Here is a 13,162-nt window from a genome sequence, read left to right on the forward strand (position 1 = left end):
AAGCACCTACTCCGCCGATGATATGAGCCGCACGAGACGTTGTTCAGCATTGCGTTTTTCGGATGCACCTTCCTTGACAAATACCAGAGCCTTACCGGGACAGGTATCGACACAAGGTGGGTCACAATCGGCTGGCTGGTGCGAATGACATAGGTCGCATTTCTGCATGACTCCTTCCTCTCCAAACTGCGGCACTCCAAACGGGCACGCCTCAGCACAGAGTTTACAGCCAGTGCACAACGCTTCATCCACCGTGACTACCCCACCCTCAGCCTCTTTGGTTATCGCCTCGGAAGGACATACGGCCGCACAAGCTGGTTCGACACAATGCAGACAGGCAAGAGACAAAGTAAAACTGCGTATCTCAGGGTAATCCCCCCGCCAGAGATTGCGTACTCGACGATACTGCACCCCATACTCCAACTCCCGCCAGGCTTTACAGGCGATTTCACAACCATGGCACTGGGTACAGTTTTCCGGTTGAAAAGAGATGTAATGTTCATTACCAGTCGTGTTCATTGCAGCTCCCTCCATTTTGTCACCTCGACCAATGTCTGACTGGTCATGGCGGTGACCAGGGGATCATAGGCTTTTTCAGGGTCCACACTGTACATCAGGTTAACATTGGCTCCACCATCAGCAATGGGATAATCTTCAATGCCGAGTTCACTGCAGCCCTGCCACCAGCCGTGGAGAATCATTACCGTATCGGGGCGAATACCGGGGTAGAGTTCGGCCTGCACTTTCATCCACCCATACGGAGAGCTGACCCGAACCCAGTCGTGTTCACTAATTTCCCGTGCCGATGCCGCCTCCGGATGAATATGCAGCACGGGCACCGGCTGTATTTCACGCAAATGTGGGATATTTCGCTGCCATGAGGCGCTGTAGTTCCTTGAAGTATGATAGTCAGAGAGAATCAACGGGTATTCTCCCGCCAGCTCCGGGGTGCCGCTCAGACTCTCCGGCGGTTCTCGCCATTCCGGCAAGGGGCTGAATCCTTCCTGTTCAAAACTGTTGTTATACAGGGCAACCTTACCCTGGGGCAGGAACGGAGGATTACCCAACCTTGGACTCCTGCGATTGAACACCGTCTGGTATTTTTCATAATCCTGGGGAGGAGGCTGCTTGACGATGCCGGTGGGATGCTGCCGTAATTGCGCCATATCAAGCCCCAGAGGCATAAGCTGGTCATCCATGGCCGCAGCGATGTCTCCACTCCAGAAGTCATTGCCATAGCCCATGGCCTTGCCGAGATCCAGAAAGAATTCAAACGTCGATTTATACGGCCCCAGAGGTTCGATAACTCGATTTGGCGCCATCAACCAGCCAGGTACGTTATGGTAGGGATGATCCGTCTCGTAACAGGTGGCAACCGGCAAAACGATATCCGCATAGGCCATCTCGGCAGTTCTGGCAACATCGACGATTACAAAGAACTCAAGTTTTTCCAGGGCAGCCAGCACTGTTTTCGTCCCTCTGGTGCTGACCAAAGGCTGGGTCCCCGGAGCGATGATACCACGAATGGGATAGGGTTTTTCCGTAAGCACGCTCTCCAATATGCGATAGTAGGCCGATGATGGGCCCTCGAGGAACGGTTGAAACGCTGGAGGAAACTCCGGTCCAACAAGGGCTTCCACCAGATCCCGGTCATACCGGTCGCGCAAAGTGATGTCTTTGGGTGCATTCGCAGGCGGTTTGATAAAAATATTGGCCCCTTTCCGATCGAGATGCCCTGTTATCGCCATGAGAATACCAATCGCCCGGATGGCGTCATTGGCTGAAGGTGCGTGTTCTACACCATTGCCGAGGTCGATTGTCGCCCGTGGCGTCGTCGCGTAAAGTCTGGCCAGCTCTTCAATCTGAAAAACCGGTACACCACAGACAGATTCCGCCCACTCTGGCGTAAACTGCAGTACATGATCACGGAGCTGATTGAACCCGTAGCACCATTTCTCAACAAATTCATGATCAATCAGGTTTTCTCGAATAACGACGTGCAGCATAGCGAGGGCAAGAGCAGCGTCCGTCCCCGGTCGAACCGGCAGCCAGATATCGGCCATGCCGACATCTGGCTCCACCGATGGTTTGATGGCTACGATTTTGGCTCCCCGTTTCTTGGCGGCCAGAAAAGCCCTGGCAGGTGGGGCGACGGGACCAGCATAGATAGGTTGGCGCCCCCAATAGATGATCAGGTCGGCATTGTTGTAGTCAGGGCGGGGGTAGTCCCCCAGTGTATAGAGAAAGGCAAATGCTCGCTGCATGGCACAGATACCGCTGTGACCATAGTTGGGGCTTCCATGGGCTGTAAGAAAACGTTGCAGGTATGCACTGTAGGCGCGCTTTGCCGGGGTTAAAATGGCCAGTGATTTTGCACCATGGAGCGCTTTCTGCTCTGTGAGTACCTCGGCAATGTGGGTGATGGCAACCTCCCAGCTCACCCGTTCAAATTTGCCTTCACCTTTTTTCCCGACACGCCTGAGTGGATATTTGAGTCGATCCGCAGAATACACCCATTGCGGGGCCGCATGGCCCTTGGCACAAATGGCCCCCTTATTTACGGGACATTCGTCCATTCCGGCGACCCTGGTAAACACGCCATTTCTGACAAATGCATATATGCCGCATCCCCCTCCCGGTCCACCAGGACCGCACATGCCACATACCGTAGGGATGGCCTCTTCGCCGTTTAACTGAGCGATTGTTTGTGCTTGTTGAAAATTCATAGCTTTCCTTTTTGAGAAAAACTCTCTGAAATCGTAGATATTCTTACCGACAAGTAATTTGCCATGGGCTTTACATGTAATATAGGATACATTAATTGACTGAGCAACCTATTCCAGCTGAAGTCCTCTCAGCATGCTGCCACCCGTCAAGAGGAAAAAGCGCTCATAGTAGCAGTCACAGGCCAGTACGAGTAGCCGCTCCATATTACTCCTGACAAAATGAGAAGTCATTGGATGCTTAAGTGCATTATATGCCTATGTATGAAATTTTTTCGCAATACCCTATAGCCTTCTGGATAAGTGCCCTTGCATCTGTCATCCTCATTGGCATATCCAAGGCAGGTTTTGGCGCGGGAGTCGGAGTTATCGCCACCCCTCTCATGGCACTGACGATTCCTACCGCCGAGGCAGCCGCCCTGCTGTTGCCGATCCTCATCATCTCTGATTTCATGGCAATCCGACAGTATCGCGCACGTTTCGACCGACACAACTTGATGGTTATGATTCCAGGTGCCGTCGCAGGTATTGCCATCGGCTGGTTCTTCTTCGGCTATTTCCGGGGCAACGAACGAATTCTGAAAATCGGCATCGGGTTACTTGCCTTGGCCTTTGTCTCCTTCCAGCTCGGACATGCACGACTTGTTGGAGTTATTAAAGAACGCAAACCGAATGTCGGTGAAGGGCTTTTCTGGGGTACACTCTCTGGCTTTACATCAACGCTTGCCCACGTGGGCAGCCCACCGGCCTTGGTTTATCTCCTGCCGCAAAACCTGCCACGGGATATTTATGTTGGCACCACGATCTATTTCTTTACCATCACTAACCTCGTCAAGCTGATCCCCTACGCCCAGCTTAATCTGCTGCATGTCGGCAATATGACCGTCGTGCTGATACTTCTGCCGGTATCTTTTCTCGGAGTAAAACTTGGCTTCTTGCTCAATCAACGATGCAGTGACAAGTGGTTCAACCGGCTGATCTACGGCCTACTGTTTTTGACGGGTGTCCAACTGTTATTTGGGATCGACATTGTCAGCATATTGAAATAACAACTGATTTAAAAACGAATTTCCAGGTGATCAACATTCTTTACAGAGGAATAACATGTGTGATACTGCCATACAGGATCTTTATGCGGAAGAGTTTGCCAACTGCTTCGGTTGTGGGCGAAATAATCAGCACGGGCTGCAGCTGAAAAGCCATTGGCAAGGCGATGAGTGCATCTGCCGCCACACTCCAAAATCTCATTATACCGGGGGAGTACCAGGATTTCTTTATGGCGGAATGATCGCCTCGCTCATCGATTGTCATGGTGCCGCCACCGCTGCTGCCGCAAAATCGAGAGAAAGTGGGGAGCCCATCTCGCGGTTTGTCACCGCTTCTCTTAACGTCGATTTCGTGAAACCAACTCCAATCGGGATCGAACTTGAAATCCGCGGGAAAGCGACCGAAATTAAAAACCGCAAAGTAACAGTAGCTCTTCAGCTTTTCGCCGGAGAGACCCTTTGTGCCACCGGCAAAATGATACTGGTCCAGCTGAAGAATTGAAGAAGAGAGGTAATGACTACCCAAAAATGCTCTCTTCTCAACTAACATTTCAATGAACCACGAGTGATCTTCTTGCCGATGTCACAGACAAATACAATTCACCGGGGCCTGAGCTTTTATTAGTGTTATTGATGGCGCTTTTAAATAAATGTTATTGACAAAACATAAATTGCATGCAAGATTACATATAAATTGAGCGCCAAAATCTTCTGTAGCAAACAGTTGATCACAGTCACCTTGGCTACAGCAAAAGTGACGTGAAAATGAGGAAGAAATGAATCCAAAAGGCTACAGGATGACTGTCACTGCATGGAGCAATTTTCTCCGTCTCTTATGGGGTTCAATTTTTCCTCAAGTTATCCTGGTGCGAATTTCTCAACTCACTACAGATCACCCCTCAAGTCGGAGACGCACTGATCATTTTCTGAAAGAAAGTCCCCATTTCCTCTCCGACCCATTCCCTGCTAATCCAGGAAAATTGACCCAGCCAATCACGTGTTTTTTACCGTTGTACTTAACACTTACAATCACAAAAGCACATATGAACGTACCGACGCCGAAAACAGAGGCAATGCTCTTGCCATTGATCCGTGCCCGTTGTTTGAACATTATGCCTGACATTTTCTGGGGCAAAACCCCAATGACGTCACTTTTCCAAGCATTACGACTGCAACATCTGTTAGGATAATAGCGACTTGCCTGTCACTGGTTCACCTTGACAGATGACAGGGCGTTCGCCATGCCATTGTGGCACAAACAGTTGTATATGACAGCGGCATTAGAAACCAACTGGACAGAAAACAACATCAACGGAGGTTACGCATGAAAAGAATCTTGTATTCCGGCTCGTTCGTTCTGGCAATTTGGTCACTGCTCCTCATCATCCCCTCTGGTTCCACCGCAAAAGATGTCACCCTGAAATACGCAACGTTTTTCCCCCCAACCCACAGTCAAAGTCAGCTGGCCGAAGCCTGGTGCAAAGCCGTTGAAGAAAAGACTGAAGGAAGAGTAAAGTTTGAGTATTATCCAGGTGGCAGCCTCCTGAACGGCAAACAGATATATGATGGCGTGGTTGATGACATTGCTGATGTTGGATTCTCGGTGCTTGCCTATACCGCTGGCCGTTTTCCTGTCACCGCAGCTCTCGATCTGCCCCTAGGATACCCTTCAGGCGTTGTTGCGACTAAAGTCGCCAATGACGTGTACAACACCTTGAAACCGTCGGAATTCGACGACGTTCACCTCCTTTATCTGCATGCCCATGGTCCGGGTTTCATTAACACCAGAGATAAAGAGGCAAAAAAACTTGAAGATCTCCAAGGACTGCGAATCCGTTCAACCGGCATGAGTGCAGGCATGGTCAAGAGCCTCGGCGGAACTCCGGTTGCCCAGTCCATGGGAGAGGCATATGAAAGTCTGCAAAAAGGTGTGGTTGATGGTAGCGCCCATCCAATGGAAGCCAATCTTGGCTGGAAATTGGGCGAAGTCATCAAGTATACCACACGCGCCTACTCCGTTGCCTACACCACGACCTTCTTTGTCGCCATCAACAAAGATAAATGGGGCTCTCTTGACCCCAAAGACCAGGAAATTATTACAGCTATCAATAAAGAATGGCTCGTTAAGCATGGTGAGGCATGGGATGAAAGCGACAAAGTCGCCATGGACGATTTCCTGAAAAAAGGAAATACCACTATCGATCTCAGCGAAGAGGAATCTGCCCGCTGGGCAGCCGCAGTTACGCCTTATATTGATGAGTATGCCGCTGAGATCAGCAAGAAAGGAATAGATGGTAAAAATGTCATCGAAACCATCAAGGCATCTCTGAAAGCCAATAAGTAATAGAAACCTGTCTGGCCAACTCTGCAGACTGAGCGGCTTCTTTGTTTCAGTCTGCAGACGGGCAATTCCCCTTACAAGGAGAAGGGAGAGTAATGGATATTTTGGAAAAGTCGATCCAGTTTCTCTCGGAAAAACTGCGAATTGTTGGAGCATTCTGTCTTTTTGGCATGGCAGTCCTCACCTGTGCCGACATCATCGGACGCCTGTTTAAACATCCGATTTTTGGTACGGTAGAACTTGTCAGTTTCATGGCAGTTTTCGCCATAGCCACAGCAATGCCGGTTGCCCAGGTCAGCCGAATCCATATCGGTGTCGAACTATTGGTAACGAAGCTGCCAAAAAAATTACGATTGTTCATTGAGCTGTGTGTCGAGATACTGAGCCTTGCACTGTTTAGCATAATCAGCTGGCGTATGTTCCTCTTTGGCTTTAAGCAAAAGGCCTCGGGTGAGGTATCCCTCAATCTGCATCTGCCAGAGTATTTCATTATTCTGGCCCTGGCCTGTTGCTGCGTCATCCTCTGCCTTGTTATGGTCATGGCGATCATTAAAACCTTTACCAAATTGTGGAAATAATGAGTGGTACGACGATAGGTGTTGTTGGAATTGTATTTATGATCGCCATGTTTTTAACCAAGATGCCGGTAGCCTATGTCATGGCTACGGTTGGCTTTCTTGGATTTGCTTTAACCGCCTCAATGCATGGCAGCATGAATCTGCTGGTCAAAGACTTCTATGAAGTTTTCTCATCATATAGCTTGACCACAATCCCACTGTTTATCCTCATGGGCCAAATTGCCTTCAATTCCGGTATTAGCGGCAAACTCTACGCAACAGCATATCGATTTCTCGGTCACAAAAAGGGTGGCCTGGCCATAGCAACAGTAACGGCCTGCACTGCCTTTGGGGCAGTCTGCGGATCAAGCGCAGCAACCGCAGCTACCATGGCAACGGTAGGTTTGCCTGAGATGCGAAAATTCGGCTATAGCGACTCTCTGGCAGCGGGCTCTGTGGCCTCAGGCGGTGGTCTGGGGATGATCATGCCCCCCAGTGTCGTCTTGATTATTTACGGAATTCTCACTGAGCAATCTATCGGCAAACTCTTCATGGCCGGGATAATTCCGGCTATCCTTGTAACCATATTGTTCATCCTGACCGTTCTCATCTGGTGTGCACTTGCCCCGGAACATGGACCGAAAGGAGAAAGGTTCAGCTGGAAAGAGAGAATTCGATCACTCCGGGGCATGGGCGAAACCCTGCTCATCTTCATTCTGGTCATCGGCAGTATGTTTTTTGGCATCTGTACAGCTACTGAAGCGGCATCGGTAGGTGTTATCGGTGTGCTGACAATATCCGTTGTCCAACGGCAACTCAGCTGGAAATCATTTGTCGATGCCCTCTACGAAACGCTCAATACCTCATGCATGATAATGATGCTGGTCGCAGGTGCCACGGTTTTTGGTAAATTTCTCGCTGTAACCCGCATCCCGTATGATATCGCCACCTGGATCGGTGGTTTTGATCTGCCGCCACTCCTTATTTTATTTATGATTATTCTGGTGTACTTCCTGGGTGGCTGTTTTATGGACTCCCTGGCCTTGGTAATGCTTACCATCCCTGTGTTCTTCCCGATTATTATGAATCTCGGTTACGATCCTATCTGGTTTGGAATCATCATCGTCATGGTCACTGAAATGGGTGTCATCACACCGCCTGTCGGCATCAATGTTTATGTCGTCTATGGCGTGTCTCAGGGATTACCGGGCCCACCAATGAGGTTAGAATCAATTTTCAAGGGAATCGCCCCATTCATGATCGCAGTTTTGATCGGTTCAATTCTCATGGCTATCTTTCCGCAAATTGTCCTGTTTCTACCCAACCTGATGGGCTAGCAGAATAATGACTATTTGACGGGTGCCTTGAGCTGGTCACCTGACCAAGGTATTACGTTCTGTCTTCGCATCTGGAATGCACAACTGATGGTTGGGAGCGAATGCCTGGCCCTCCGACTCGCGCCAAGCAGGTTTGAAGGGATAGCGAGAAAAATCGTAGAAATAAGGACCTGACAGAGGTTAAGCACACCCCTTGTCGCTTCTCTTATACAGAAGCGACAAGCGGTGGGTTACATTTTTGCAGCAGCAAGCTTGCGTCTGGCTCTCATTCGTCTGCCTTTCGCACAGGGGGTCTCGCAGCTTTTGCATATGCCGTTACAGCGCATTTTGCCGGTAGGACTACACCCGAATGCACATGTTCCGCATGCATTTGGAGGAACTATTCCGCTCCCACTTAAACGAAATGCAAACCCGTCACTGTCTATGGTGATCGGACCATATTCATGCATCAGTGCAGGATCGACCATAATAGTATAGCCTTCGATCTGATAACACTGGTCTTCCTGTTTTCGAGCATCGGTGCTGATACCGAAAAAGCGAATACCGCAACCACCGGTCAACAACGAAATGCGAACAGGTGACGATTCCCTGTTTTGAAAGAACTCTGTCATGGCCTTCGCTGCCGAAGATGTCATCTGAATCATCATTATGTCCTTTAAAGCTTGCTCCGAAACAACCTGCAAAGATTGATCACATTCGATCGTCCATCATTGCCTTGCGGTTAGCTCTCCGCCTATTGCATATTATATTACATGCTATCAGCAATAGCAAAACTTATGTCAGTATAAAATTGTTTCTGATTACCCCGAAAGCTCAGCTACATGAAGTGAAGGGTTAGGAGAGAGGAGTGAGGAGCGCCTGCATGAAATGATAGTGCTCGTTCCAACAATATGAAAGTAGGAGAAATTCTGTTGAGTGACCACTTCCCAATATGTCACACCTCTCACCTCTCACCTAACCTTATCAGGCTGAGAATGAGGGGTAATCAAAAAATTGTTTATGCTGCTATTGATGCTCTGGGCTTTGCACTCCGCCTTTTCCAGCTATTGCTCATTGAGGAAGTTCGTCAATAGTGGAAGACTGCACCAAAATCGGCATCACCAACCACTTGATTGATATTCACTAATCAGAAAAAGGTGACACAACAACATCCAGGGCAGCACTGATTTCACCCACCAGTACATTCCTATTTCTTTTTGATCTTTTCCTGCTCTTTCACCTTCTCTTTCATTTCCTGCAGTTCGTGTTCCAGGCGTTCCACGGTCTTACTCCTGCTTTGTATCTTCTTGTTCAAAGAGGCTACAACCAGGTCCATTTCCTTTTTCACGGCAGTGAGTTCCCGTTTGGCCTGGGCTACACGTTTTCCCTGCTCCTTGATTGTTACTGCTGTCGTAGGTGGTTTTTCTTTGCGGATTTTCTCAATCCTGGCCATTAATGCGGTCGAGATTTCTTTGTGCTGTTTCATTGCCTGATCAAAATCCTTTATCTCCATCTCACGCTCCCTTAGCTACGAATATTGAAATCGGTCAGCGGTGCCGGGGTAGTGGTGCCGACCCGAATGAAGTCTCCGGTAGTTATATTGCCCATCAGCGCAACCCGGTGACGATTGCCAAGCGACATGGAATTAACGTTGTATCCCGCCTTGACATAGTTGCCCATGGCAATCAAATTCCGTCCCCACAAGCGTATTGTAGCCCCATCCTCCAAAGGCTCAGTTTGCAGGTGATCACATACATTATTGTTGAAGGTGACTTTCTCGAAGCAAAATTCTATCCATTCGTTGATGGCCCAATAGCGAAATTCCACCAGACAACTGCGGCCGGGACCACGGAAATGGTTATCCGTGACCACAGCGCTGCCAAACATCAATTCAATGGCCAGTTTTTCCAGATCATAGTGGAATCCCATCGGCCCGATCAATAACAGCGCCCGATGTTCCCTCTGAGCCTCAAATCCGTTACTGGTATAGCCGGTACGATTGTGGTTTATCTGACAGACCGGACAGGCGACACCGATACTTATTGCAGGCATGTCCCTGCCAGTATTGGTCAAAGGATCAATACCGGTATCGAGGATCTCGTTCCCTTCAATACGCACCATGGCATCCGACTCTGCGAAAAGATGCTCGGCAAATACAGTAATGCCAAGTGAGGTAAAACCACTGTACCCACAACAGCTGACAAGGTTGTTGCTGAGGTTTGCCGAGGCGAAGATCTCAAGGAGTATACCGCTCATCAGACATTGTGAGATTCTGTTGTCGCTGACTTTGAGCAAATCTTCCTGAAGGGATGTAATGCCCATACCGCATTGCTGAACACTGTTCCCGCAAACGTGATTATCTTCACCTGTGCTGTGCAAGATGCCAAAATAGACTTCCTCTATCGTATTCCTGCATACGCGCGTCTCGTTGCAGTCATCAACCCGTACACCAAACCAGCCACTCCCCATGCCATCGATACGATTATTTTCGACCGTAACATGATTCACGCGGGAGATAACAATCCCAACACTTGGACCGATTAGCCTGTTTCCGTCTATACGACTATAATCCCCTGTACCGTCATTTTTCGCCAACGGGCCTAGACAATAGATACCGGCCGGTAACGCCGCCGCCGGAGAGGGTTTACTGGCGGAGTGTAGAACATTATCAACAACTACCGTATGATCAGCCCCAGCCCGAATACCACCCCAGAGCGCACCTGGCAGCTCAATAAAGTTGTCTGCGACTCGGCACTGTTCCACATCAACCATGATTGCATAGACACTGTCGTCGAGATAGACACGCAACGCTGTTGTGTCTGTAGGTACAGGCAACCCCACAATCTCACCCGTGCGACGGATCTCATTATTGACAACCTGTGAGTAGCGTGCCCCTCCTCGCAGCCAGACACCTATCTGAAAATCATGGAACCGATTACTGTCGATCTGACAGGAAGCGTCCATGTCGCTATCAATCCGGACTCCATACAAACCAAAAGAAAACGTCAGATTGCTATCAGTAGAATCCAATAATCTATACACCATGCCACTGATGCTATTCCGCTCAATCAGCAGGCGATCGCTGAAGTCGAAAACCCAAATGCCCACAAACATATTACGCATATGGTTATCTCTAACGACCACATCAGCCACATCCTGCATCAGGATACCAACATGACCTGAAAGCTGTTGTCCCACAACAGCTAAACCACATCCGGTCACCAATACCTCGGAACAATCATGCAGATACAACAGAAACGATTCTTCCGCAGCCACCGTCGTTTCAAAACGAATGGATTCCACTTCCACCCTGGTTACAACCTGATCGGCGCAGCCAATCTCCAGCATATAGTCAAGACCGCTGCTGTCACGGACGATTGCACCTGGGCTTTCCCCATGGAAACGGATGTCGGATGTGTATATTTCTAGGGGTGCTGCGATCTCATGTACACCGGTGCGAAGGCAGACACAGCCCCCCGTCTCCGCCAGGGCATCAATTGCATCCTGGATATTCTCACCCGGATTGACCACGATGTCACAACACCCGCCGCTAAAGTCGGGAGGCCAGTGTTCACGGCAATCTGTCTCATCCCCTGGAAAAGTGACCAGAGCCAGGCGGGCATAGTGACGGTGTATGCCCTGAGGCGGGGCCGTCGTGAGCTTTTCCAATGAACTATCGGAAGCCCTGGCCGCGATATTCCAGAAATCGTTGCAACGGAACTCACCACCGTCAGGATCACGGCTGAACGCTATCTGCACCCCGTTTTCCAGGTGCACCCAGACACCGGCAGCGGGCACCGGGATGACACCCTGGCTACCGGCCCCATCAAGGTCGACGAGCAGGTTATCTTCAGCGTCCCGGACCTCACCTTTCTGATCCCAGCGTATGGCGCGCAGATGCCGTTTCTCAAGGGTATCATCGCCGATATCGGTTGGGACGAGATTAGCGGGTAGTGCCGGACTAAACGTAATGGTTTGCTTGGCATCATTAACAGTAATTTTTCGCATCTCGCCAAAACGCCGCATAGGATCTGCATCGTCACCGGAAAGCTCACGCCAGTCATCGACGATCTCGACCCAGTCCCCGCTGTTAAAGCGGAGCACCGCATCGCGTCCAAGACTCGCCAGCTTCAACTCGCTGGCAGAAATCACTTCAGTAACAGACACTGCAACGCTTGCGTTATCGCGCGACCATTTGAATGTGGCTGAGCCGAGATCACCTCCATCGTGTATCTCGACACGGTAGAGCTGATTTTCCATTCCGCGATAGCCGCCGCTGGGGGGGAGTTGGCAGGGGTCATCACCGCCGGTAAACTCAACATCCCGACTTGAGAGACGTCCAGCCGATGGGCTTGTCAGATCGTCCCATGCCGCCTCCAGATCAGTGTCGGGACTGGTGCAGGTGATCCCGGTAGAGATGTTCTCCAGCAGTCTGACCTGCCACACAATCTGGGTGCGGGTAGTGGTATCCACACTGATAGCCTGTTCCACCAGATCGGGGCGTTGCAGATGGGTCACCTCCCGCTGCCACACTTCCAGGTAGGCAAGATGCGGTCCGCCATCCGGCAATAAAGCAGGATCAGGATGATACGGCTGTTGATCATAAGCAATGGGATCTTCGCCATACTCTTCGGCCAGCACCGGATCAAACGCCTGTGCGCCATCCGGATCACCGAAGTTTTCCGCTAGCAAGCCATCCACATACATACGGCCCTCGCCGATGGTAAAACTACCGCCGCTCACCTCGATAAGGAATCCATCGGGCGTAAGCGGCGAAACTACTGCCACACAGCCAATGCCGGGGGAGCCGGCAATACCGAAGGTATCTACGGTTTCCGCCCTGTTGCGCCGGTCAATGGCATCGGCCCATTCGTTCCAGTCTGCGTCGAGCTGCACCCTGCCCTGCTGCATTTTGACGCCGACATAGTTGTTTTTAGGACCAAATCGATAACGACTATAATCACCACTCATGGGTGTTTTCTCCTTCTCGTCTAGCGTTTGTGCTTCCTCGCTTGCAACTATTCAGCAGCACTCCATCTGTCAACTATCAGGCCGCCCAGCATACAGGTGTATAGCTAATCGACCTGCTTATTGATATCTGAAGCACTGATAAATAGTTACAAATCTGGGAAGAATGAGAGTCATTTGCCATTGGCTGAATAGTTCCCTCCCTTTTCCC

The 13,162-nt window shown here is 50.1% G+C and carries 10 protein-coding genes; 5 read left to right on the plus strand and 5 right to left on the minus strand.

What is annotated here, in order from left to right:
• Positions 1-6: 6 nt before the first annotated feature.
• Both BUF15_RS03265 and BUF15_RS03270 read right to left on the minus strand, forming a co-directional pair.
• Positions 7-519: a 4Fe-4S dicluster domain-containing protein gene (locus BUF15_RS03265; RefSeq protein WP_234981087.1), complete on the minus strand. Its 513-nt coding sequence runs from the start codon at positions 517-519 to the stop codon at positions 7-9.
• Complete coding sequence (locus BUF15_RS03270) at positions 516-2,726, minus strand: molybdopterin-containing oxidoreductase family protein (RefSeq protein ID WP_073612018.1); 2,211 nt, start codon at positions 2,724-2,726, stop codon at positions 516-518. Before BUF15_RS03270 ends, BUF15_RS03265 begins: the two co-directional genes overlap by 4 nt.
• Before the next feature lie 251 nt (positions 2,727-2,977).
• Between BUF15_RS03270 and BUF15_RS03275 the strand changes: the two genes are divergently transcribed.
• The 5 genes from BUF15_RS03275 (at position 2,978) to BUF15_RS03295 (ending at position 8,004) form a co-directional block, all read left to right on the plus strand.
• Positions 2,978-3,772 carry a sulfite exporter TauE/SafE family protein gene (locus BUF15_RS03275; protein WP_084553431.1) on the plus strand — a complete coding sequence of 265 codons (795 nt, stop codon included), beginning with the start codon at positions 2,978-2,980 and terminating at the stop codon, positions 3,770-3,772.
• 55 nt (positions 3,773-3,827) lie between these two features.
• The gene (locus tag BUF15_RS03280; RefSeq protein WP_073612020.1) at positions 3,828-4,271 is read left to right on the plus strand and encodes a PaaI family thioesterase; all 444 of its coding nucleotides are present in this window, start codon (positions 3,828-3,830) and stop codon (positions 4,269-4,271) included.
• 822 nt (positions 4,272-5,093) lie between these two features.
• Positions 5,094-6,113 carry a TRAP transporter substrate-binding protein gene (locus BUF15_RS03285; protein ID WP_073612021.1) on the plus strand — a complete coding sequence of 340 codons (1,020 nt, stop codon included), beginning with the start codon at positions 5,094-5,096 and terminating at the stop codon, positions 6,111-6,113.
• A 92-nt stretch (positions 6,114-6,205) separates the two neighbouring features.
• The gene (locus BUF15_RS03290) at positions 6,206-6,688 is read left to right on the plus strand and encodes a TRAP transporter small permease (protein ID WP_073612022.1); all 483 of its coding nucleotides are present in this window, start codon (positions 6,206-6,208) and stop codon (positions 6,686-6,688) included.
• Positions 6,688-8,004 carry a TRAP transporter large permease gene (locus BUF15_RS03295; RefSeq protein ID WP_073612023.1) on the plus strand — a complete coding sequence of 439 codons (1,317 nt, stop codon included), beginning with the start codon at positions 6,688-6,690 and terminating at the stop codon, positions 8,002-8,004. Before BUF15_RS03290 ends, BUF15_RS03295 begins: the two co-directional genes overlap by 1 nt.
• A 230-nt stretch (positions 8,005-8,234) precedes the next feature.
• Here the strand turns inward: BUF15_RS03295 and BUF15_RS03300 are convergent, their stop codons facing one another.
• The 3 genes from BUF15_RS03300 to BUF15_RS03310 all read right to left on the minus strand — a co-directional run bounded on the left by BUF15_RS03300 (position 8,235) and on the right by BUF15_RS03310 (position 12,954).
• On the minus strand, positions 8,235-8,639 hold the full coding sequence (locus BUF15_RS03300) for a hypothetical protein (RefSeq protein ID WP_143170621.1): 405 nt from the start codon (positions 8,637-8,639) through the stop codon (positions 8,235-8,237).
• Between the two features lie 551 nt (positions 8,640-9,190).
• Positions 9,191-9,496 carry a hypothetical protein gene (locus tag BUF15_RS03305; RefSeq protein WP_073612025.1) on the minus strand — a complete coding sequence of 102 codons (306 nt, stop codon included), beginning with the start codon at positions 9,494-9,496 and terminating at the stop codon, positions 9,191-9,193.
• A gap of 11 nt (positions 9,497-9,507) precedes the next feature.
• Positions 9,508-12,954, minus strand: coding sequence for a DUF6519 domain-containing protein (locus tag BUF15_RS03310; RefSeq protein WP_073612026.1), 3,447 nt, complete (start codon positions 12,952-12,954; stop codon positions 9,508-9,510).
• Positions 12,955-13,162: the final 208 nt, after the last annotated feature.

The sequence above is a fragment of the Desulfopila aestuarii DSM 18488 genome (assembly GCF_900143695.1).
Classification (GTDB): domain Bacteria; phylum Desulfobacterota; class Desulfobulbia; order Desulfobulbales; family Desulfocapsaceae; genus Desulfopila; species Desulfopila aestuarii.

What these genes read in the sequence shown, in the direction of transcription:
- BUF15_RS03265 (WP_234981087.1), bottom strand. Translation starts at nt 519, where the DNA reads ATGAACACGACTGGTAATGAACATTACATCTCTTTTCAACCGGAAAAC.
- BUF15_RS03270 (WP_073612018.1), bottom strand. Translation starts at nt 2,726, where the DNA reads ATGAATTTTCAACAAGCACAAACAATCGCTCAGTTAAACGGCGAAGAG.
- BUF15_RS03275 (WP_084553431.1), top strand. Translation starts at nt 2,978, where the DNA reads ATGCCTATGTATGAAATTTTTTCGCAATACCCTATAGCCTTCTGGATA.
- BUF15_RS03280 (WP_073612020.1), top strand. Translation starts at nt 3,828, where the DNA reads ATGTGTGATACTGCCATACAGGATCTTTATGCGGAAGAGTTTGCCAAC.
- BUF15_RS03285 (WP_073612021.1), top strand. Translation starts at nt 5,094, where the DNA reads ATGAAAAGAATCTTGTATTCCGGCTCGTTCGTTCTGGCAATTTGGTCA.
- BUF15_RS03290 (WP_073612022.1), top strand. Translation starts at nt 6,206, where the DNA reads ATGGATATTTTGGAAAAGTCGATCCAGTTTCTCTCGGAAAAACTGCGA.
- BUF15_RS03295 (WP_073612023.1), top strand. Translation starts at nt 6,688, where the DNA reads ATGAGTGGTACGACGATAGGTGTTGTTGGAATTGTATTTATGATCGCC.
- BUF15_RS03300 (WP_143170621.1), bottom strand. Translation starts at nt 8,639, where the DNA reads ATGACATCTTCGGCAGCGAAGGCCATGACAGAGTTCTTTCAAAACAGG.
- BUF15_RS03305 (WP_073612025.1), bottom strand. Translation starts at nt 9,496, where the DNA reads ATGGAGATAAAGGATTTTGATCAGGCAATGAAACAGCACAAAGAAATC.
- BUF15_RS03310 (WP_073612026.1), bottom strand. Translation starts at nt 12,954, where the DNA reads ATGAGTGGTGATTATAGTCGTTATCGATTTGGTCCTAAAAACAACTAT.